The following is a 20,954-nucleotide window of genomic DNA, read 5'->3' as shown; positions in this document are numbered from 1 at the left end:
CTGAAAGGGCTCCACCATAAAGCGCACCCTTGTTCTTTCCGCTCTCGCCGTAGCCTCCATCCTGGCGCTGGCCGCCTGCGGTGAGGCCACCGACTCAGGCAACACCGACGCCACCACCTCGGCACCAGCACTGTGACGACTACCGCTGAGACGACCGAGACCACCAGGGCGGCGACTGAGGAGGACGGGGAGATCTCCGCCGATCACAACGACGCGGACATCATGTTTGCCCAGATGATGATCCCCCATCACAAGCAGGCCGTGGAAATGAGTGAGATGCTCCTGGCCAAGGAGGGCATCCCCGCCCAGGTCGTGGAGTTTGCCCAGGGGGTTATTGACGCCCAGGGACCGGAGATTGACCGGATGAACGCCATGCTCGAGGCCTGGGGCCAGCAGCCGGTCACCGACTCTGGGGCATGGGGACCATGGATGAGATAGGTGGAATGGATCACGGCGAGATGGGTGGCATGAGCGGGATGATGAGCCAGGAGGACATGACAGCCCTTGAGGAAGCCCAGGGCACCGGCGCCGCCCGCCTTTACCTGGAGCGGATGACCGCCCACCACGAAGGTGCGGTCGACATGGACCGTGACGAGGTGGCTGACGGCCAGAATCCCCATGCAACCACCCTGGCCGAACAAATTATCAACGACCAGGAGGCCGAGATCGCCCAGATGCAGCAAATGCTCACTGACCTATGACAGGTCCCCGTCTTTTTCTGATCCCGAGGACAGGAATCTGAAAAAGAGGGATAACCGTGACGATTGCCACCTGCTGCGGGCGATGGGTCGTTGTCACCGCAGCGGGTGCACCGGGGTGGATGCTTCTACTCCCTCTGGTCGCACCACTGAGGAAAGGGGAAAGCCCCTGTGTCCAGACCCTTGGAGGACTACGCATTATTGTCCGATACTCACACGGCCGCCCTGGTCTGCCGGCAGGGCAGCATTAATGTTGGGGGTGTCCTCCGAGTAGTGGACACGGCGTTGGTGTCAGTTAGGCAACGAGGCCTACGGTAGCAGCCGTCGTCGCGGTCTCGAAGGTTGTACTGCGATCCTAGCTATCGCTTTTTACTTCTTGTATCTACTCAATCTCTAGCAGCTTCTACTGTATGTCCATAGGGTAAAGTGTATCTAGCAACGACACGTCGTGGAGTTCAAGTTTAACGTGTAGCGTTATTGACGCTTCGCGTTATGGGGGATAGGGTGAAGCATGATCCAGTCGTTCGCCAACAAGGACACTGAGCGTTTGTGGAATCGAGAGCGTGTGCCCTCGATTGATCCCCGCATTCACTCAGTGGCGCTGCGTAAACTGCGCCAGCTTGGCTACGCACAGAGCCTTCAAGAGTTGCGGATTCCTCCGGGAAACCGTCTCGAGGCATTGAAAGACGATCGTCAGGGTCAGCACAGTATTCGAATCAACAACCAGTGGCGGATCTGTTTTCGGTGGTCCGCCGCAGGGCCAGAGGAGGTTGAGATCGTTGACTACCACTGACAAGCTCCCTCCGGTTCACCCCGGCGAGATCCTCATGGAGGATTTTCTCAAGGAGATGGGGATTACGCAGCACAAGCTTGCTGTTTCTATCGGCGTTCCCCCTCGTCGGATCAATGAGATCGTTCATGGAAAGCGCGCTGTTACCGCGGACACGGCCCTTCGTTTGGCGAAGTTTTTCGGGATGAGCCCCCAGTTCTGGCTCGGGTTACAGACCCAGTACGACTTGGATGTGGCCGAGGATAAAATCCTCACCGAGATTGAGCAGATTCAGCCGGTCCAAGCTGCCTCGGCATAGAACTGCGATCGCCACGGACAAGGTCGATCCGCCCAGGCGCGACTGCGCTGAGCTTAGGAGAACTCTGTTCTAGAATTCCGTTGCAATACCTGTCAGAAGCTATTCACTGGGAGATGGGCATGCTCGGAATGGTCGACTACCTGACGGGCATCGTCGACGACGAACAGGCCGCCCTCCAATTGGATATGTGACTACCACAAGCGAAGGAGCCCTAATGCGCGACACCGAAAGCCTCATCGCCGTCGACGATCCGGCCTGGCCCCACCTTCAGAAGGCGTTAGCTGAATCTGAGGCTATCGCGCTGTCCGTCGCCTCAGAGCAAGGGCAGCGTTCGCTGTGGGAGTTGCAGGTCACTGCCGCGTCGATGATGGGAGCCGTCGCGCTGCACACCGGCGGTATCGTCGCGGAGCACGGCTGGGTTCGTCTGTACGGCGGCGGTAGTGAGAGCCTGCCTAGCATCGCTGAAACAAACGGGCTGGGAGGCTCCGTTTCGGCACCGCCTGGTGCGCTCATCGTCGGACATGACGTCCTCGGTGGCCTATTCGCCATTGACGGCGGCGCGCTGGGTGTCTCGCCCGGCGAAGTCTGCTACTTCGGGCCGGACACCCTCACATGGGACGGGCTCGGTGGAGGCTACTCGGCGTTCCTTATGGCTGCGCTGGGCGGCGGACTGGGGGTGGTTTTCGAGGGGCTGCGCTGGCCTGGCTGGCAAGACGAGGTGGCGCCGTTGGCGCTGTCACAGGGCATTTCCCTCTATCCTCCGCCGTCTACCGTCGAGGGCAGAGACGTGAGCAAGGTGTCGAGGTCGGTTGTCAGCATCCGGGAGTTGCTGGGCACTAAGTGACGCGAGGGTGGTGAAGGATATGGGGCCAACTCCCTTGGTCAGGGTGAAGGGAAACTTAAAACTAGCCTGTTACCAATGAGCGAGTGTGATGTTGTAGCCCACTCGCCCATCTCCAGCAGTTCGCCGTTCAGCAAGAATCAGGAATTCTGCGCTGGATTCAATGGCTGAGGCTACATCCTTGTAGACCGAGTTACGTGCAGTTAGACGGAATACCTTTCGCCCCTCCGCTGAGGAAGCAAGAATGTGGGGCTTCGCGGATGATCCCTTGGGGACAGGGAGAAACTCCAATCTTGCATTTTCGAAGACCCAACTACTTCTTCCAGTGAGCTGTTCGAAGTCCTGCTCGTCCCATTCGTTAAATTGAATCCTTTGTGCACTCTTGGGAACTTTGCTGTTTACCTCATAGTTCTCAATTAATTGTCTAGTAGTGCTTCGGCTGGTTGGAAGGTGAAGAGTTAGAGCGCGGATATTGCCATAATCAGGTAATTGGCGGCCGACCGTTGCGGTAGCCAAAAGCCGGATTCCTTTGTCGTAAGCGAGCCGAACGTCGTTCCGATAGTCGAAAACCACGCCGACTGGCCGGCCCTTGTGGAGCAGGCAAACCGCCGCGTCTTTATGGGTATCCACCGCCGACCCTGACTTTTTACTCAACAGAGTTGCTTCGCCAGGGAAGAATTCAACCTGAATAGTGTCGCCGCGTTTGGCGGTGGAGAAAGGTGAGTCATCGTAAACATAGAGCGTGCGGTCGAACCCGCCGGGTAACTCCAGAATCTTAGTTTGTGGTTTGGCGGGCCATGGTTTCAGGAAGTTACCATTTTTGCGTGCAGGTTCGCGTTTCTGCGGCTTCGGCTTGGCTTGTTGCAGGCCGAGCAATTTAGATAGGAATCCCATTTTTCACCTCGGAGTAACCAGCAGCTTTCCAGGTACATGATCTCATGAACTCTGGATGCATCTGCCGAAAACTTGATGGGAATATAGCGGCATACCCCTTAGTCGAGGATCTCTGGCTTGTAGTCCGAGTTCTCGACCGTCACCGCCGTCGGGGGAGCGGATGGGTCCGTCGCGAAGGTCATGTTATCCCTGTGCGCGATGGCGCGGATCTTACGCCCGACCATAGAGTCCCAGTTCATTTCATTCGGCATACTGCTGCTGCCAACGATGGCCCATTCGGGAGTCTGGGTGCCAATGCCCGCCCCCAACTTCGCCGTCACGGGCTTCTTCGGGTCGAGCTTGATCGCGTAGTAGACCACGCTATCGTCCACGATGTCCGCCACACGTGCGAAGTCCTCCGGTGGGGTCATGTCGCTGAAACGCACCTTCATCAGCTCGCCCTCCAGGGCTGCTTCATTCGGAGCGAGCTCGACCTTATCGGGCTTCGGAGTGCTTGGTGCCGTGGGATTGGGGCGCTTTTTGGCCTTGTTATCTGTGTTATCTGCGGCCTCATCATCTTGCCCTTCTTCCGAAGTGTCTCCTTGTCCTTCGGCGGCGGAAGTTTCGCCAGACTCCTTCGAAGACTGAGCCGCGCTCTGCTCAGGTGGATTCTCATCATCCGAACAGGCTGCAAGCGAGAGGGCCGTCAATGCGGCAACGGAGAGTGCAACAAGGCGATTTCGCATGAGGTTAAGCGTACAACGTCGCCGGGGATTGTCCCCGCCGAACTAAGGAATTGGGGGCTCGTTGCGACGGTCTATCCCGACACGATCGCGCGCGCCATGCGGTGCAGTGTTGCCGTCGCCTGTTCTAGGTCTTCGGGGGTTTTTGCCATTTCTGACGCCCTCACCACCGCCGCATTCAGCAATCCAATATCGATGGAGGAAACGCCGGGGCAGAAGCTATCCACGATCTCCTTAAAACCAGCGTGTGATTTCTGCACCTTTTCCTCGGCGAACGCTTCCGGGAAGTGCTGGGCGGCGGCCATTAGGGGGCCGTGGGAGCCGTGAACGAAGAGATCGAGCATCGCGTCCACATAGGCGCAGATGCGCTCTTCGTGCTCTGGCGGAGCGGCCTTGACCTTGTCTTCCAGCTGGTCATGCCAGGTTTCGCTGTTAAGTACCAGCAGTTGAACCATCAGATCATGTTGGGAGGAGACGTAGCGGTAGACGCTGGGGCGGGCTAGGCCAACCTCGGCTGCCACCTCTGCCAGTGAGGGAACCTTGCCGCCGCCAGCAACGATCAGCCGCTCGGCGGCCTCCAGCACCGCGCGGTGCTGAACCGCGCGGTGCTCCGCTACTGTCGTCTCCGTGATCTTCGGCATGGTTCCCTAGTTTACTACCCGCTTTTCGGCCTGCGTACAGGCCTATTTGGGTGCCTAGATGGAGGCAGCGCTCAGGCGTCCGTCGACCAGCAACACCTGTGGGTCGCCGACGAGAGCTCGGGCGATGCCCACCCGCTGACGTTCGCCACCCGACAGACTTCCTGGGCGGTGCTTAGCTCGGGGCGTCATACCAACCTTCTCCAACAGCTCCGCACCAGAGTAACGACCGTGCCTACCCATAACGCGCGCGGCGAGCTCCAGTTGTTCCTCGGCGGTGAGGGCGCCCGGCAGGCTGTCGGAGGCCGGGTTGGTTAGCGCTCCAGCAACGGCCAGCAGTGTGGACTTACCGGAACCGGAGGGGCCGACGAGGGCGACGAACTCTCCGGGCTCGACGGTCAGGTTCACCTTGTCCACGCGGTGATCTGGGAATCACCATCGGTGTAGGTCACCGTAACGTTTTTAAGTTCCGGCTGTGAGTCCGGAGATGATGACGACCAGCAAGGACATGAGTGTCAACACGACGCTCATGAGAAGAAATCGGGTGCGCGCAAAAAAGCATTTCGCGCAAGGCTAGAAACATGATGAAAATTCCTGGGGTTGGGGTTGGGGAGGTGAGCGGTTGATCAGTCGCTACGCAGACTTGAGCAACAATGTGTTGCCACGATGAAAACAGAGTGTTTCTAACGTTCTATTGAAGGCACCCAGACATCTTTGCGCTATTTTGTGGTTACGTTGGTGAGTAAGGAGGCCTGCTATGGCGAGCTTGAGTGCCCACGAGTTCAACCAGGATGTGAGTTACGCGAAAAGGAAGGCCAGTGAGGGGCCCGTTGTGATTACAGATCGAGGTGAGCCAGCCTTCGTATTGCTATCCATTGATGACTACCGGAAGATCTCTGGCTCGAATGAAGGCTGGGCTTCGCGGTTGCAAATGGAAGAGGACATTGACCTCGAGGACGAAAGGATGGACTTCGAACCGCGAGGGTGCAATATTTGAACCCCTGGGAGCTCTAGTCCACTAGCGCTAAACCGCCAGCCCACGGTTGCGCCGCCATTGGCGGTACGCCAGCGCCGTTGCCGTTCCCGCGTACAGCATGCCCGTCACCACCAGCACCGCGTGCAGACCCACCTGGACATACATCCAACCGCCTAGCAGTGCCCCGCAGGCAAGTGACATCCACAGCGCGAAATAGCGCAGCCAATCCATGTGCGGGCCGCCGAAGAGCGCGGCCACGAATCGCTGAGACATTTTCACCAGCGTGCCGGTCATGTACGTCAGGGAAATACTCACTTCGCCGTCGCGCTCGAAAGTGGAATTCATAGCGCCCACGGTGAACGACAGGCTGTACACCGCCCACTGCTCGTGCCCGGTCAGTACCATTACTGAGGCAATTGTCGAGGTGGCGCAGATGAACAGCAGAATCGCCTCGCGCGTTCGCGTCCGTGGCAAGTACCGCTGCCCCAGCTGACTGATCAGCGCCCCAATCCCCACGCCGACGAGGAATAGCACCATCACTCCGCCCGCAGTGGCTGCGACCTCCCATTTCCCAGCATTCACTGCCGCTGTCAGGCGCGTGGTGTTACCCGACATAAAAGATAGGAAGTACCCGCCCAGATACAAAAAGCCCAGCGTATCTACGAACCCTGCAATGGAGGATAAGTAGATAGCCAGTGCGTGTTCTCCGGTGCGGTAGCCTTTCATGGCGCAATCGTAGCAACCATGGTGCAGTCCGGCGCCTCGTCGTCCCGGTTAGCTGCGTCAGCTAGTCATCCCAACTGGGGTCTGTGATTCCCTCCTGCTGCGCCCGGTACTCCACCAGCGAAAGCAGGTAGTCCTGTGCGCCCTGGTACGCCTCGGCAAAACGCTCGTCGTCTACGTACATCCGCGCCAGTATCAACTGCCGCGAGGTCGTAACCTCGTACCACTGGTTGATCGTGGCACGGTGCCGCTCCACGAGTTCTTGTGCTTCCTCGCTATTGGGTGTGACGCCACCGTCTCGGGCGGCTACCAAATCCGCCACGAAGCGGTCGTGGTTGGCCTTAACCTCCTGGAAGTCGCCGTCACTCATAGAGGCCAGCTTTTCCTGAGACTGCTGGTATTCAGGGGTGTCGCCCCAACGTTCGCGAGCTTCCTCCTGGTAGGCAGGCATTTTCTCGCCGAAGTACTGCTTGATCTTGTCCATCTGTTCCATGGTGTATCCCTCCACTCGGGTTGTTGTTATCAAATCCTCGACCGCACGCAATTGGCTCTCCACCTCTTCGCGCTTGCGCGCCAAGGCTTCCCGGTGGGCGCGGAGGGCGCGGTCGAGGGCTGCATCGGAAGGCGCCTCGATGAGGGCGGGGATCTCCGCCAGCTTGAAGCCCATGTTCCGGTACAGCACAATGGCCGCGCCGATGCGCAGATCATCCTCGGTATAGAGGCGGTAGTCGCCCAATGTGCGCCACTGTGGGCTGAGCAGCCCAATGGAATCCCAATGGCGCAACGCTTTGGGCGTCACTCCCAAAAAATCTGCAGCATCACCAATCGTGTATTCGGTCATGGGCTACATCCTTTCGGTTGCCGCAACGGCAAGGTCAAGCGAAGTGGTCAAACGGCAAGGTCAAGCGGTGAGGTTGTTATGAATTCATCTTTAGGCAACCTCGCGCTTACCTTTGGCCGATAACTTGTGATGGTTCAATTCTCGCAGGAAAAGGAACTCAATTACCTTGTCTAGTAATTCATCTAAAAAATCGCAGCAGCTGGAAGGCCAGAATGCGTCCAAGCAGTTCAATGTGAATCGCCGTAACTTCTTGGCAGGAACGGGGGCGCTGGGCGTCACCGCTGCACTTGCCCCGGCTGCGCAGGCACAGGGGTGGAACTCGTCGGCAGGCTCGCTGGCAGGATCCAGTTTCGGCCCGGGGCGCGGAAACGGCGGTAACGGCGGCGACAACAACGGCGGCAACGGCGCAGACATGCCGCTGAAGTTCAACGGCGACGGCAAGTTCAAGATCGTCCAGTTCAACGACACTCAAGACGATCACCTCACTGATCGTCGCACCATCGAGTTCATGGGCAAGGTGTTGGATCAGGAAAAGCCGGACTTTGCGCTGATCAACGGCGACGTGATCTCCTCTGGGCCCAAGACCACCGAGCAGGCATTCCAGGCGGTAAACAACGTGGTGCTGCCGATGGAATCCCGCAAGATCCCGTGGGCCATCACCTTCGGTAACCACGACGAAGACTCGATGGAAGACGGCACCCAAGCCAACGAGGTCGCGCTGCTGAATTTCGTGCGCAAGTACAAGTACAACCTCAACGTCGCTGACGATCCGATTCACGGCGAATCCAACGTATCGCTGCTGGTACAGGGCAACGCAAACTCGAACCCGGCATTCGCCATCTGGCTGCTGGACTCCGGCAATTACATAGGCGAGGAACTGGCGGGGCAGGAGACGAAGGAGATCCCCGGCTACGACTACATCCACAGTGACCAGATCCAGTGGTACCGCGATACCTCCCGGGGCTATGAGGAACGCTACGGCAAGAAGATCCCGGGTCTGATGTACTTCCACATCCCGACATACGAGCACCGCGATATGTGGTTCGGCGGCCCGTACCACAACGACCTGATCAAGCACGGTCAGGCCAAGAAGCGCCACAGCATCGAGGGCGTGAAGAACGAGGACGTCTACGTCGGTGCCTTCAACCCCGGCATCTACTCCGCCGTCCGCGAGCGCGGCGACGTGCTGGGAATCTACTGCGGCCACGACCACATCAATTCCTTCAACGGCAACTACTTCGGCGTGGAGTTGGGGTACTGCCCGGGAACCGGTTTCGGCCCCTACGGGTTGAAAGACGGTACCTGGTCCATGCACACCCTGCGTGGCGCCCGCGTGTTCGAGCTGGACGAGGCCGACGAGCGGGTCTACAAGTCCACCCGCCTGGTTTTCGCCAAGGAGCTGGGGCTGGACATGAACCCGAAGAAGCAACCGCTGGAAAAGCCAGCCGATCTGCCGGAGTACGTGTCCTTCAAGTAGTGCGCCGCCAGGTAGAGCGCCGCCGGGTTGCGTGCTGCCAAGCGGCGCGACGCACCGGTGGTCTCGGTGCAGCCAGTTAGGATAGGGGGCAATGTCCGTCAATTCCCCTGAGAACATCCTGCTGAACCTGCCCGCTGAGCAGTGCGCCACCATCCGCGGGATCTTCGACGAGCTCGCCGCCCGCGGATTCCCGCCGCAGCGGCAGACCCCGCACATCACGGTCACGTTCTCCCCGAACATGGCCCCGCACGTCGTGGAGCGCGCCCGCGAGATCCTGCCTTCCGCCGTCCCCTCGGAGCTCAGTCGCCGGGGCGTGGTCGTCTTCGGCACAGGCAAGAAGCAGACCGTGGCGTGGCTGCTCGAAGCCACGGATGAGCTGGAGAATGCCGCCCGCGAACTCAGCGCGCTGAATCCCGATGGTCGCGGTCCGCGCTGGGTGCCGCACCTCACGGTCGGCTTAAGGCTGCCGCGGGATATTGTTCCTTCTTATATTGACGCCCTGTCCCAGATCACACCGCGCGAGCTCAAGTCCATCACCGCAGCCGAGGCAGCGTATTGGAGGCCCAGTGCGGGGGAGCGCGTGGTGCTTTCCTGATGCCTGATTGCGGGCTGGATGCGTAGGGGGCGTCACGAAGAAAGAACACAGAAAAAGTGACCCCTGCCTCACCGGGGCTGCAGATGTTTGGTAACGTGCTGCGCGGTATAAAATATAAAAACAATTAAATGAAGAAGGTGTTCCTAACGTCCGCACCAACGAAAGAGCCGGTTGTCACACCGGCTTTTGTCTTTGCATGGTTAGTTAATTTTGCCCAGTTCATGATCTTCTACGTCCTCGTGACGACCATGGCGGGCTACGCAGTCAAGGAATTCGCGGCCAATAACGCGAGCGCAGGTCTGGCCTCCAGTGCCTTCGTTATCGGCGCAACAGGGGCGCGTGTGTTCTCGGGCTTCCTAGTCGATGCGGTGGGGCGGCGGCGAGTGCTTTTCACAGCGCTGGTGCTGATCATCGTGACCTGTGCTTTTTACATTCCCGCACATTCGCTGGGGCTATTGATTACCGTGCGCATCTTCCACGGCATTGGGTACGCCTTCGCTAGCACCGCAGTGATGGCCGTCGCGCAGTCCGTGATTCCCAGCTCACGGCGCGCGGAAGGAACCGGCTACTTTGCGCTGGGTACCACCCTGGCCACCGCGATTGGGCCAGCACTGGGCCTGTGGCTGGTCGGTTCCGTCGGTTACACCACTATGTTCCAGGTCGTCATCGGAATGTCCATCGTGGCATTCCTGCTTTCCTTGCTGGTGCGTTCCCCAGAGGCTCATGGGCACAGTGAACATGCGCACCCGCACCGCCCGACCTTCAACCTTTCCGCCATCGTCCATCCGAAGGTCGCACCCATCGGCTTCTTTATGCTGCTGGTCGGTATCTGCTACGCAGGCGTGATCACCTACTTAAACAGCTATTCCGAGGACAACAACCTGGTCACCGGCGCGAAGTACTTCTTCTTGGCCTATGCGTTGGTCACGCTCGTGATGCGTTTCGTGCTGGGAAAAATCCAGGATCAGAAGGGTGACAACATCGTTATCTACCTGGGGCTGGTCACTTTCGCTATCGCGCTGGTTGTCCTCGCATTCTCTACCCAGGACTGGATGGTGATTCTGGCAGGTGCACTAACCGGCTTGGGCTACGGTTCACTTATGCCGGCGGCGCAGGCGATCTCCGTCAAGGCTGTTGAACCACATCAGATGGGTGCAGGGATCTCCACGCTCTTTTTGCCTCTGGACGTCGGTGTGGGCTTCGGTCCGATCCTGCTGGGCATGATCGTTTCGGCCACTAGCTACCAGGTGATGTACACGATGTTGGCCGGGCTGGTTGTCATCAGTGCTGCCGTGTACTTCCTTGTTCACGGCCGGAAGGTTAGCTAGAGTTCGCAAGAGTTCAAACCTTCCCCTTTGCAACGGTCTTTACGCGAAGGGGATCTGCCGAAAGGACCCCACCGCATGCTGCACGCCGTGAGTTTCGCGTTGGCCGATTCTGTCAACGTTCTACTCATCGGAGTGCTTTTCGCTATCGCGGTGATGCATCCGAAGCCACGGCGCTATGCGACTATCGCCGCGGTGTTGGTGGCGGGGGACTGGTGCGGGGTGTTCTTGCTCTCGCTGGTCACATTGCTGCTTTTTAACGGCATAGAGGATGCGGTGCAGGCGGCCTTGGCCTCGCCGATCTTCGGTCTGGTGCTGATTGCTATTGGCCTTCTTAGTATCTTTTTGACGCTACGAGGCGGCGACCCTGCTCCGATGATCAATCGCCTGGCCCGCCCCCTTCGCAGAGCGTCGTTGGGCACCTTTCTTTCCGGCATGGTTCTAGGGCTGGTGCAGTCCGCGACATCGGCGCCCTTCTTCGCTGGCTTGGCTTATCTGAGCACCGTGGAGATCAGCGCGGCTGGAAAGTACTTGACCGTGTTTCTATATGCCAGCCTCGCGCTGAGCTTGCCGGCGTTGTCTGCGCTGGCGTTGGGAATAGTGCTGCGCAAGCCCGAAAGCAGGCTGGCGGTATTCATTGACGGATTGCGCCACCGCAAGGAACAGATGGTGGCACTGGCGGGCTATGTAGTGGCGGCGATGCTGATAGTCCTGGGACTGCTGAGCATCTTCTAGCAGGGGCTAGGCCTCGTCATTTAGGCCTCGCCCAGGAACTCCATCCACGTATCCCACTCGCGCTTGGTCTGCTCTAATCCGTCGTTCCAGGATTGCTTCAGCCGATCCATTCGTCGCTCTGTGTTGCTCACCTGCATTTTCTCCGGATAGAACACTAGCGCCTGGCCCTTGGATTCCAGTTCCGCGATCTTGTCGGAGGCCAGATTGTACTTCGGCGGGCGGTCGATCATCGCCTGGGCGACGGCGGGACGCTTGCGTAGCAGGGCGCGTACCAGGTGTGGGCTGCGCAAAGCCGGGCGGACGTATCCCTTTGGCTTGGTACGCAGTACCAGGAACTTCTCAAAGCCATCCTCGATAGCTGCGTCGATCAGCAGGCCACCGGAAGAACCCAGCGCACCGTCGACATAGTCCACCCCGTCGATGGTGGGCACGGGCATAAGGCCCGGCAGAGTCGAGCTGGCGCGCACTTTACGCATGAGATCCGGAAGATCCTTGATGTCCTCGCGGCGCCAGTAGACCGTCTCGCCGTTATCCGCGCGGGTCGCGCCGATGCACACCTGGGAAGTGGAGCGCTGGAAGGTTTCCCAGTCGAAGGGCAGATCGTTGCCGGGGGCGCCCGCAGTCTCGTAGATGTACTCCGCGTTGAAGTAGCCAGTGCCGCGCACCAAAGACTTCATTCCGCCGGTCTTAGGATGGCCGCCAAATTCCACGAAGGATTCGCGGGCGCGCTTCCTGTCCCCGGAAAGGAAGTTCACGGTATGTGAGGCTCCTGCACTGATGCCGCCGACCCAGCCGAAGTGGATGTTGTGTTCCAGAAGCTGGTCGATGCAGGCGGCGGTGTAACTATTGCGCATTCCACCGCCCTCGAGAATGAGGGCGACTTCTTGGGCAGACACGGCGGTGGGGCCTCCTTATGTTGATCGGGTGTTTGCGTGCGTTAGTGGTGCTTGTGCGGATACATGGTGGTTACGGACGGAGATTTAGTGGGTGCGCAGCTTTTTGATGCCCGCGATCACAGCCACGATGATCGCACCGATGAGCAGGCCGCAGACCAGGCTAAAGCCGGTTTCCACAAGCCAGGTCACGGCCCCGCCAAGGTGCTCAACGAGTTCCACCACGTGGTGGACCGTGTGATACGGCCAGTGTAGCCCTAGCTCGTCCGAGCCGACCAGCAGAATATGCCCGCCGACCCACAGCATGGCAAGGGTGCCGATGATTCCAATGACGGTGAGGAGCTTCGGCATTCCCTTGACCAGGAACAGGCCGAACTTCTTTGTGCCCTCGCTAGCGCCCTGCTTGTCTGCCAGTGCCAGGCCGATGTCGTCGATCTTGATCAGTACGCCCACCAGGCCGTACACGGCGAAAGTGATCAAGAGCCCCACCACGATCAGCACCAGGGCGCGGGTCAGTAGCGGTTCGTGAGCCACCTCGTTGAGGGAGATCACCATGATTTCCGCAGACAGGATGAGGTCCGTGAACACTGCGCCGCGAACCATTGCGTCCTCGGACTGGCCTGCTGCCTCGTCCTTGCCTTCGGCCTCCTCGTTCTCAACGAGGCCGACCTTCTGCAGGACCTTCTCTGCGCCCTCGAAAGAAAGATAGAAACCACCGAGCATCAACAGGGGAGTCAGCGCTCCTGGCAGCAGCCAACTGAGCAGCAAGATGATCGGCAGGATAATGACCAACTTGTTGACTAGGCTGCCCTTGGTGATCCTCCAAATGATCGGCAGCTCGCGCGCCGGGCTTACCCCAGCGACGAACTTCGGTGTGACGGCGGCGTCATCAATAACAACCCCAGCCGCCTTCGTCGAGGTACGACCGGCCATGGCAGCGACATCATCAGTGGTGGCCGCAGCCTTCTTGGCGATAAGTGCAATGTCGTCCAACAGTGCTGCAAGGCCAGCTGCCATGGGGATTTCTCTTTTCTGTGCGGTGGGGTTTGTTTAGCTTTCGGCGTGTGCGTCGAGAGCCTCGGCAATGGGGGTATCGCCGTTATTGAATTCAATGAAATGGCCGACCAGGTTCGGGCGATCCACTACCTCGGCGATCACAGTGGCGACGTCTGCGCGGGAGACCTGACTGGACTGCAGCTCATCGTCTCCATTGGCGGTGCCGTCGGCTTTCGGCGCGCGAGTTTCAATCTTAGCGGTCGGTTCGTCCAAGGTCAGCGCAGACGGCCCGACAATAGTCCACTGCGTTGCCGAGGCACGCAGGTGGTCATCCGCCGCAGCCTTGGACTCGCAGTAGGTGAACATGGAGTGATCCTCCGGTACACCGTGGTCAGCACGCGAGTTGAAGTAGCTGACCATGATGTAGCGCTTGCTACCCGCCGCATCGATCGAGCGGATCGCCGCATCGCGATCCACGCGGTAGGTGCGCGCATCATCGCCACCGCCCACGCCTGCGGACCAGATAATTACGTCCTGATCAGCGAATAGCTCTTCGAAACCTGCGACATCCAGCTGCTCGATGTCCTGCACTACAGCCTTGGCTCCGGTGGCCTCCACATCCGCCACCTGGTCGGGGTTACGCACCACGGACGTTAGTGTGTGGCCGGCCTCTACGATCTTTGGGGACGCCTTCAGCGCCACCTTGCCGTGGCCTCCGAGGATCATGACGTTCCGTGCGTTCTGGGTCGACATAGCTTCAATGCCTCCTTGAGGTGGGTTTGGTTCTTTCCTAGCCACCCTCAACGGTACGGAAAGGCGCACTATTCCAGCTTTAGCCTGCCTTCGCCACAAGCGGGCCGATGCCACCCGCCCCGATGCACACGTATTCATCAGATGTACCGGAATCCGCCTCCGCCCGCACCAGCAAGATTCCGCCGCCACCGGAAACCCGCACCCAACGCGGCTTCAACTCCGAATCGACCTGCACCTTCGTGGCGCGGCTTTTAGTCTCCTTGGCGTCCTCCAGACCATTGGGGGTGGTGATGGTCAGCGTCATGTCCGTGCTTGCCGTCGCGTTGAGCTGCCATGTCCAATCCCCAAAAGGCAGCGGTTTATCCAGCAGGATTGGTTGGGACTCTCCCGCGGTGATGCGCACGCCGCACTCTGGTTCTTTTCCTTGCTGTGTTGTTGCGGACGCCACCACCTCCGCATCCACAATCTGGCCCGATTCGTCGATGATCCGGGGCTCGTGGTCTAGCTGCGTGACAGGCGGCTGGCCAGTGAGCGTAGAGACTTGGTCGTGCGGGTGCACCACTGGAGTGAGGATATCCAGCGGTACCGGCTGCCCCAGGAGGGGCGGGGGAGGCCCAGAGCCGTCCAGTTTGGTGGATGCACGCAGGTTAGCCAGGTAATCGGCTGTCCTATCGTCGCGCCAGGCTCCCACCCAGGTGAACGTCGAGATCAGACTGATTGCCACTGCGCACACGACTGTGCAGACTCCTAGCCACTGGGCTCCGCGAGCGTGCGCGGAGCTGACATCGGGGCGGGCGGGGGCGTGGGGGCGTCCTAAAGAAAACAGGCAACAACCTACGACCAGCACGGCGAAGCTAAACCAGTCGGCGAAGTAGTGCATCGAGCGCAGCAACAAGTCGGAGGTGCCGGTGGTGCTTCGCGCACGGCTGAGCAGCAGGTAGATGATGGCGAGGTAACCCACGATCACCAGCAGCCCCAGGGCGCGGCGGCGGGTATCGCGGCGCAACCAGATAGAGGCGGCGATGAGGAGCAGCGCGGCGCTGGTGATGCTCCACCAGGTGGGGGCGGTGGCGAAGGCGCTTGACGGTGACCAGCGATCCCAGGACAGTGGACCGCCGAGCGCGCCGGGAAGAACTGTGGAGAAAAGGCTGGTGGGAATGCCAGACCATAGGGACTCGCGCGCGGGCTCTTCTGCGGGGAGCGGGCAGAGCGTGAGGTATAGCACGCACCATAATAGGAAAAGCGCGCCGGGAGCAGCGAAGAAGCGTGTAATGGTACTGCGGGAAGAATCGTGGGCCCCTTCAACAGACCAGTCGACGAGAAACGCGAGGGCTACGGCAGCCGGGACGATGGTGAGGGACTTCTCGGTGAAGCACAGCGCCAGCAGCAGGATGGCTGTGGCGATGAGGGAGTGGCGCCAGGGATTGGGGGAACTTCGGGCGGAAAGGAAGCAGAGCGTGAAGCCTGCCATTCCGACCTGCCAAGCCAGAGCGTTGAGGCCTGCGGACCACCAACCGGCGGCGTCCATAAGGAAGGGGCTGAACAGTAGAGCGGTGTAGAGCCCCAAGGTGGTGAGGGAACGGCCGGTCAAGCGCACACAGACCCGCGCCCATAACGCAGCCGTGACAGCACTGAGCACAAGCAACAGGGTTGCGGGGAGTGCCCAGTTCAGCGGCGCGATCCGATGCGCCACAACCTGTACCAGCGCGGAGGCGGGCATCAGGTGGCCGTCGTAACTGGTGAAGTAATCGCCGATGGAACCGCCACGGAAGGTCGCGGGGATGATGAAGTCATCCCAATAGAACGTGCGCTGGCTCAGCTGCCAACCGCGCACGCCGAGCGCCACGATGGCCACCAGTGTGAGTAGGGCGGTGAAGCGGGCGCGCTTGACAGTGCTTGTGCTGGCGCGCGTGACAGTGAGGTGAGTGGGAATAGAGAGTCGCACTAGTGAGTAGCGTTCGGCGGTTTAGCTTTTCGGCCCAACGGGTTGCACGGACAGGAACTCGACGTCGCCGCTGCAGCCTTCCAGACCCTTCATCGGCACGTAAGCGGCTTTGGTCTGCTCTGGTGGGTAGACGCGCAGGCCGTCAGCTTGCTGCGGCTTGCACTGCTCGGGATCCATAACACCCGGGTTGGAGATCTTTAGCCCAGCAACGGCGGACGCGCCCGGAGCGAGCTTCACCGTTTCGTCCGGAGCGCCGGTTTCGCGCTTGGTGGGCTTACCCAGCTGGGTGCCGTTGTTATTCGTGACGAGGGAAACGCCGGGGAAGCCGCGCATGGAGCACGGTTCGTTTGAGGTGTTCGTGAATACGACGTTGATCAAGGTGGAGCCCGCCGCGCCTTGCTGGTCGGCGGTTGTGATCTTGAGACTGTTGGTGGCGCACATGCCGTTTTTGCCGACGGAGCCGTCGTCGGCCCTGCTGTTGTTGCCGTTGCCGTTGCCGTTGCCGTTGGAGGCGGGGGCTGTGGGGTTGGCGCTGCCGTCACCATCGGCAGGGGACTGTCCTGCGTTGCCTTCGGCTTCGGCGCTACTTGTTGAGGCGGCTTCGGAAGGAGTTGTGTCCTCATCGTCGCAGGCGGCCATCGTGAGGGCGGAGCCTGCCAACAGGATCGTGGTTGCTCCCGCGAGGAAAGTTGCACGCGGAGAGCGGGAACTGGGGGAATTGCGGCGGGGGCTGAAGTGCTTCATGGTTATTACTGTAAATGTGAAGTGCTAGTGGGGCTAGAGTGATTCACATTTTGTTATCAAAAGGTGAGCGGGCAGTGATATGCGCACGGGCAGACCACAGGGAAGGGGGAGCGCAACTCGCAAACTTCTTTATGTAAATATGGCCTTTAGGATCACCGACTTGCCGGAGAGCACTACACTCGGTGGGAAAGAACGTTCTGAACTTCATTGCTAGAGAGGCGAAGAGTTAACCATGGGTTTCAACCCCGATTTCGAACCATTCCGTCTGCCTGACGAGTACATCGCTCTGCGCGAGGCCATCCGCGATCTGGCGGAGCAGCAGATCGCTCCATACGCCAAGGACGTTGACGAAAACGAGCGCTTCCCGCAGGAAGCCCTGGACGCTCTGAACGCTGCCGGCTTCAACGCCATTCACGTCCCGGAGGAGTTCGGTGGACAGGGCGGCGACTCCCTCGCAGCGGTCATCGTCATCGAAGAGGTTGCCCGCGTCTGTGGTTCCTCCTCCCTTATCCCGGCTGTGAACAAGCTGGGCACGATGGGCCTGATCCTGCAGGGCTCCGACGAGCTGAAGAAGGAAGTTCTGCCGGATATCGCTAACGGTGCTCTGGCCTCTTACGCGCTTACGGAGCGCGAAGCTGGTTCTGACGCCGCAGCGATGAAGACCCGCGCTGTCCGCGACGGCGACGAGTGGGTTATTAACGGCTCCAAGTGCTTCATCACCAACGGTGGTAAGTCCACCTGGTACACCGTGATGGCCGTAACTGATCCGGAGGCCGGCGCGCGCGGCATTTCCGCGTTCATGGTGAACAAGGACGACCCGGGCTTCAGTGTTTCCGGCTACGAACACAAGCTGGGCATCAAGGGTTCCCCGACGGCTGAGCTGTTGTTCGAGGACTGCCGCGTTCCGGCTTCCCGCATGATCGGCGAAGAAGGAACCGGCTTCAAGACCGCTCTGCAGACCCTGGACCACACTCGCCCGACTATTGGTGCGCAGGCCTTGGGTATCGCGCAGGGTGCGTTCGACCAGGCTGTGGCTTATGTCAAGGAGCGCAAGCAGTTCGGCAAGGCGATCGCGGACTTCCAGAACACCCAGTTCATGCTGGCGGACATGAAGATGAAGATCGACGCCGCACGCCTGATGATCTACACCGCTGCGTCCAATGCAGAGCGTGGCGTGGCTGAGGATGGTGCCAAGCTGGGCCTCATGGCTGCAGGCTCCAAGGCGTTTGCTTCCGACGTTGCCATGCAGGTCACGGTTGACGCTGTTCAGCTGCTCGGCGGCTACGGTTTCACCCGCGACTTCCCGCTGGAGCGCATGATGCGCGATGCGAAGATTACCCAGATCTACGAGGGCACCAACCAGATTTGCCGTATGGTGATGGGCCGCCAGATCCTGGCGTAGCGGGCCGCAGCCCGTTCCCAGGGGGGGGGGAGGGCTTCCGCAAAGTAGCTACAGCGACAAAGAGTCCGAGCAGGATTGGAGATAGGCGATGGGGTTTGGGGTATTTGAAGATCCTGCTCGGGATATCTACGAAGAGTTCCTCTCTCGCTACGAACAGCAGTATTACGCAGCAGGCTTGGATGATGCGTTCGATGCAGATCTAGGCGGCGAATGTGAGTATGCGTTGATGTTTGCGGTGTTATTCAACGACGGCACAGAGGTGGTTATCGCACCTGACATGCTGGACAAGATTCTTTCTCTATTCTCCCCACAGAGCGAGAACGGCGAGATCCTGCGCGAGCATCTGCAGGAATGCCGCCCTGACTATGTAGAACGACCTGTGCAGTAAGACGCCCTGTCAGTTCGGTAGTCCGCCCAACCAGACGGTGATCTGAACTGAGTCGTTGTAATACCTGGCTCGAGTTCCAGGAGAACTAAACGCCATGCCGGACGGCTTTTGCACCCCGCGTGGATGTATGAGAAAAGCACTTTCTCTTACTTCCGAGATGGTTGGAGTACATGTCCTTGCCATCGCCATTGGCTCTGATCTTGGCGTGCTTGCTGGAAATGTGAGATAGGCGGTTTCCGAAGTATGTCACCGCCCACTCGAACTCATCAAAGTCGGGGTCGTATTTGTAAGCAGCAATTCTTCCCAGAAGCGCGCACAGCCAGTCTGCGCACTGCACAGTTTGAAGCGTCCTGGGTTTAGTTCCTACCTCTGCTAAGGAAGGATTGGCACTATGCCCAGAAAGTATTCCGCCGAATTCAAGGAGAAGGCGGTCCATCAAGTCCTAGAGATGGTCCGTCTGGAGTCTTGCTCACGGCAACGTGCGTACGAGGAAGTCGGAGAGCTCCTTGGCGTGTCCCACCACACGTTGCGCGCCTGGTATCGCGACAGCGTCGCCCATGAGCAGGCCGCACCAACAGGTGGCGAAACCATGGAAGAAGAGCTTAAACGGCTACGCCGGGAAAACCGCGAGCTGAAGCGAGCCAACGGAATCCTCAAGACTGCCTCGGCTTTTTTCGCAGCGGAGCTCGACCGACCCACGACCAGATGATCTCCTACATTGACGAGTACAAGGAGCAATTTGGGGCCTGGGCCATCTGCCGTGTTTTGAAACAGGCAGATCGTGGATTCATCACCTCTCGCGGCTACCGTAAAGCCATCACCCGCGCCCCGAGCGCCAGGGCTTTAAGCGATAGCCTGCTTATCCCAGAGATTCAGCGCGTCCATGCGGAAAACTTCTCGGTCTACGGCATTCGTAAGATGTGGCACGCCATGAACCGTGAGGGCTTTCATATCGGCCGCGACAAGACCGCGCGCCTGGTGAAACTTGCAGGTGTGTCTGGTCGACGACGTGGACGCACCCCGGTCACCACGATCAGTCCTAAAGTTCCGGATCATCGTCCGGATCTTGTGCAGCGAAACTTCCGGGCAACAGCCCCCGGGCGGCTTTGGGTTGCCGACATTACCTATGTTCGCACCCTGTCAGGATTTGCGTACACCGCGTTTGTCATTGATGTCTACAGCCGCAAAATAGTTGGTGTTGCCACCCGCTCTACGATGCGCACCGATGCGCTGCCGATGGAGGCACTGGAACATGCATTAACGACTGCCGGTCGAATCCATGGCGACCAGCTGATACACCACAGTGACCGGGGAAGTCAGTACGTGTCACTGAAGTACTCCACCGCTTTGGCCGAAGCCGAGATCCGGCCGAGTGTCGGCACAGTCGGAGATTCCTATGACAACGCGCTGGCCGAGACTGTTAACGGTCTCTACAAGGCTGAACTTATCCATCCTCAAAGCCCGTGGACATCAGTAGGAGAAGTTGAGCTCGCCACCCTGCGGTGGGTGCACTGGTGGAACACCAAACGTCTTCACGAGGCGTTGGACTACGCCACCCCACAGGAAGTAGAAACCGAGTATTATCTCACCGAGCCCATCAACACAGGGCCGTAAAAGAAGCGGAACCAAACCCAGGACGCTTCAGTTTGATAGAGGTGACTTTCCACCTCGAGAGGAGGTTCGAGGAGCTTTTCCGCGCTCTCATTGGTGAACATGAAAGCAGCGCTAGACGCGAAAATCTCTGCACGTTCTCTGGGGCCCTGTTTATCGAGAATCAGGAGGTGATTCTCATCCCTTGGGAGGCTCCAGCCAATACGCTGGATCAGCTGTTTCATAGCATGGTCGTACCGATCCTTTTCATTCTCTCCAGTATCTTCGTTCGTTCCTCGAGGTTTCTCCTGTCCGTAGAAGACAACTTGGGCGTCTAGCTTGTCGAGGATGTTGAGAAGTCGGTTAAAAAGGCGGCGCAGTTCAGAGTATTTCTGGGCGTTGCGGGTGGTGAGTAGTGCTGCACCCTTCTTCTCCCAATGCTCTACCTTTTTGCCTTTAGCCCTAACTTTGGCTTCTATTTCCGCTCTGAGCCCCGTTTCTTTTAGGTGTTTGAAAGAGCCGGAGAGTCGTCGGACATTCTGAGCGGGGATTATGAATCCACCGATGCCGAAAACTGGGTGGGTCTTGAAATGCGTATCGTATCGATTGACGTATGCGCCGTTGTGCCCAAATTCGTCGAAGTATCCGATGTGCATTGATTCCCCCTAATATGCACGAAAGCCCGTGTGG

At 59.2% G+C, this 20,954-nt stretch carries 22 protein-coding genes and 2 pseudogenes; 12 read left to right on the top strand and 12 right to left on the bottom strand.

Annotated features, from left to right (window positions below):
- Positions 1-16: 16 nt before the first annotated feature.
- The 4 genes and pseudogenes from HMPREF2678_RS10645 to HMPREF2678_RS08235 all read left to right on the top strand — a co-directional run bounded on the left by HMPREF2678_RS10645 (position 17) and on the right by HMPREF2678_RS08235 (position 2,630).
- Positions 17-701 (top strand): annotated as a pseudogene (locus HMPREF2678_RS10645) (DUF305 domain-containing protein).
- A gap of 508 nt (positions 702-1,209) precedes the next feature.
- The gene (locus HMPREF2678_RS08245) at positions 1,210-1,491 is read left to right on the top strand and encodes a type II toxin-antitoxin system RelE/ParE family toxin (protein WP_034973762.1); all 282 of its coding nucleotides are present in this window, start codon (positions 1,210-1,212) and stop codon (positions 1,489-1,491) included.
- A gap of 34 nt (positions 1,492-1,525) precedes the next feature.
- Entirely contained in the window at positions 1,526-1,786 is a 261-nt protein-coding gene (locus HMPREF2678_RS08240; RefSeq protein ID WP_051873987.1) for a HigA family addiction module antitoxin, read from the top strand.
- Positions 1,787-1,973: 187 nt separating this feature from the next.
- A complete protein-coding gene (locus tag HMPREF2678_RS08235; RefSeq protein WP_141747078.1) occupies positions 1,974-2,630 on the top strand; it encodes a DUF2625 family protein in 657 nt (218 codons plus the stop codon).
- A 69-nt stretch (positions 2,631-2,699) separates the two neighbouring features.
- Here HMPREF2678_RS08235 and HMPREF2678_RS08230 read toward each other — a convergent pair whose 3' ends face one another.
- The 4 genes and pseudogenes from HMPREF2678_RS08230 to HMPREF2678_RS08215 form a co-directional block, all read right to left on the bottom strand.
- Entirely contained in the window at positions 2,700-3,521 is an 822-nt protein-coding gene (locus HMPREF2678_RS08230) for a hypothetical protein (RefSeq protein WP_034979313.1), read from the bottom strand.
- A 98-nt stretch (positions 3,522-3,619) separates the two neighbouring features.
- Positions 3,620-4,246, bottom strand: a complete 627-nt coding sequence (locus HMPREF2678_RS08225) for a hypothetical protein (RefSeq protein ID WP_034979311.1) — start codon at positions 4,244-4,246, stop codon at positions 3,620-3,622.
- Between the two features lie 71 nt (positions 4,247-4,317).
- A complete protein-coding gene (locus tag HMPREF2678_RS08220; RefSeq protein ID WP_034979309.1) occupies positions 4,318-4,884 on the bottom strand; it encodes a TetR/AcrR family transcriptional regulator in 567 nt (188 codons plus the stop codon).
- Between the two features lie 81 nt (positions 4,885-4,965).
- Positions 4,966-5,333: pseudogene (locus HMPREF2678_RS08215) on the bottom strand (ATP-binding cassette domain-containing protein); the annotation flags it as partial.
- A 305-nt stretch (positions 5,334-5,638) separates the two neighbouring features.
- Here HMPREF2678_RS08215 and HMPREF2678_RS08210 point away from each other — a divergent pair.
- Positions 5,639-5,878 carry a type II toxin-antitoxin system Phd/YefM family antitoxin gene (locus HMPREF2678_RS08210; protein ID WP_034994200.1) on the top strand — a complete coding sequence of 80 codons (240 nt, stop codon included), beginning with the start codon at positions 5,639-5,641 and terminating at the stop codon, positions 5,876-5,878.
- A gap of 27 nt (positions 5,879-5,905) precedes the next feature.
- On the opposite strand, the gene HMPREF2678_RS08205 is transcribed toward HMPREF2678_RS08210, so the two are convergent.
- Positions 5,906-6,583: a YoaK family protein gene (locus HMPREF2678_RS08205; RefSeq protein WP_034994197.1), complete on the bottom strand. Its 678-nt coding sequence runs from the start codon at positions 6,581-6,583 to the stop codon at positions 5,906-5,908.
- Positions 6,584-6,644: 61 nt separating this feature from the next.
- Positions 6,645-7,421 (bottom strand): MerR family transcriptional regulator, encoded by a 777-nt coding sequence (locus HMPREF2678_RS08200; protein WP_034970919.1) that lies wholly within the window; start codon positions 7,419-7,421, stop codon positions 6,645-6,647.
- A gap of 166 nt (positions 7,422-7,587) precedes the next feature.
- Between HMPREF2678_RS08200 and HMPREF2678_RS08195 the strand changes: the two genes are divergently transcribed.
- From HMPREF2678_RS08195 to HMPREF2678_RS08180, 4 genes are all read left to right on the top strand, one after another.
- Positions 7,588-8,898: a metallophosphoesterase family protein gene (locus HMPREF2678_RS08195; RefSeq protein ID WP_202805475.1), complete on the top strand. Its 1,311-nt coding sequence runs from the start codon at positions 7,588-7,590 to the stop codon at positions 8,896-8,898.
- 91 nt (positions 8,899-8,989) lie between these two features.
- Complete coding sequence (locus HMPREF2678_RS08190) at positions 8,990-9,493, top strand: 2'-5' RNA ligase family protein (RefSeq protein ID WP_070551946.1); 504 nt, start codon at positions 8,990-8,992, stop codon at positions 9,491-9,493.
- A gap of 128 nt (positions 9,494-9,621) precedes the next feature.
- Positions 9,622-10,821 (top strand): MFS transporter, encoded by a 1,200-nt coding sequence (locus HMPREF2678_RS08185; RefSeq protein WP_070551944.1) that lies wholly within the window; start codon positions 9,622-9,624, stop codon positions 10,819-10,821.
- A 75-nt stretch (positions 10,822-10,896) separates the two neighbouring features.
- A complete protein-coding gene (locus HMPREF2678_RS08180; protein ID WP_034973741.1) occupies positions 10,897-11,553 on the top strand; it encodes a hypothetical protein in 657 nt (218 codons plus the stop codon).
- Between the two features lie 20 nt (positions 11,554-11,573).
- Here HMPREF2678_RS08180 and HMPREF2678_RS08175 read toward each other — a convergent pair whose 3' ends face one another.
- From HMPREF2678_RS08175 to HMPREF2678_RS08155, 5 genes are all read right to left on the bottom strand, one after another.
- On the bottom strand, positions 11,574-12,449 hold the full coding sequence (locus HMPREF2678_RS08175) for a patatin-like phospholipase family protein (protein ID WP_034973739.1): 876 nt from the start codon (positions 12,447-12,449) through the stop codon (positions 11,574-11,576).
- 84 nt (positions 12,450-12,533) lie between these two features.
- Positions 12,534-13,463: a DUF808 domain-containing protein gene (locus tag HMPREF2678_RS08170; protein WP_035008527.1), complete on the bottom strand. Its 930-nt coding sequence runs from the start codon at positions 13,461-13,463 to the stop codon at positions 12,534-12,536.
- Positions 13,464-13,496: 33 nt separating this feature from the next.
- Complete coding sequence (locus HMPREF2678_RS08165; RefSeq protein ID WP_034994184.1) at positions 13,497-14,195, bottom strand: NAD(P)H-binding protein; 699 nt, start codon at positions 14,193-14,195, stop codon at positions 13,497-13,499.
- Positions 14,196-14,274: 79 nt separating this feature from the next.
- Positions 14,275-16,140 (bottom strand): hypothetical protein, encoded by a 1,866-nt coding sequence (locus HMPREF2678_RS08160; protein WP_246817920.1) that lies wholly within the window; start codon positions 16,138-16,140, stop codon positions 14,275-14,277.
- Positions 16,141-16,161: 21 nt separating this feature from the next.
- Entirely contained in the window at positions 16,162-16,884 is a 723-nt protein-coding gene (locus HMPREF2678_RS08155) for a DUF4232 domain-containing protein (protein ID WP_070551942.1), read from the bottom strand.
- A 232-nt stretch (positions 16,885-17,116) separates the two neighbouring features.
- Here HMPREF2678_RS08155 and HMPREF2678_RS08150 point away from each other — a divergent pair, with 232 nt between their 5' ends.
- The 3 genes from HMPREF2678_RS08150 to HMPREF2678_RS08135 all read left to right on the top strand — a co-directional run bounded on the left by HMPREF2678_RS08150 (position 17,117) and on the right by HMPREF2678_RS08135 (position 20,288).
- Positions 17,117-18,286, top strand: coding sequence for an acyl-CoA dehydrogenase family protein (locus HMPREF2678_RS08150; protein ID WP_070551940.1), 1,170 nt, complete (start codon positions 17,117-17,119; stop codon positions 18,284-18,286).
- Between the two features lie 88 nt (positions 18,287-18,374).
- Positions 18,375-18,674, top strand: a complete 300-nt coding sequence (locus HMPREF2678_RS08145) for a hypothetical protein (protein WP_034994178.1) — start codon at positions 18,375-18,377, stop codon at positions 18,672-18,674.
- 391 nt (positions 18,675-19,065) lie between these two features.
- A protein-coding gene (locus HMPREF2678_RS08135) for an IS3 family transposase (RefSeq protein WP_141747076.1) occupies positions 19,066-20,288 on the top strand; the annotation gives its coding sequence in 2 pieces (ribosomal slippage) (positions 19,066-19,342 and positions 19,342-20,288; 1,224 coding nt in all).
- Here the strand turns inward: HMPREF2678_RS08135 and HMPREF2678_RS08130 are convergent.
- Complete coding sequence (locus HMPREF2678_RS08130; RefSeq protein WP_051891410.1) at positions 20,255-20,920, bottom strand: DUF3800 domain-containing protein; 666 nt, start codon at positions 20,918-20,920, stop codon at positions 20,255-20,257. The two genes, HMPREF2678_RS08135 and HMPREF2678_RS08130, sit on opposite strands and share 34 nt — an antisense overlap.
- Positions 20,921-20,954: the final 34 nt, after the last annotated feature.

This window comes from Corynebacterium sp. HMSC058E07, assembly GCF_001809885.1.
Classification (GTDB): Bacteria; Actinomycetota; Actinomycetes; order Mycobacteriales; family Mycobacteriaceae; genus Corynebacterium; species Corynebacterium macclintockiae.
The sequence above is the reverse complement of the archived record's forward strand: the minus strand, read 5'-3'. Positions and strand labels throughout refer to the sequence as shown.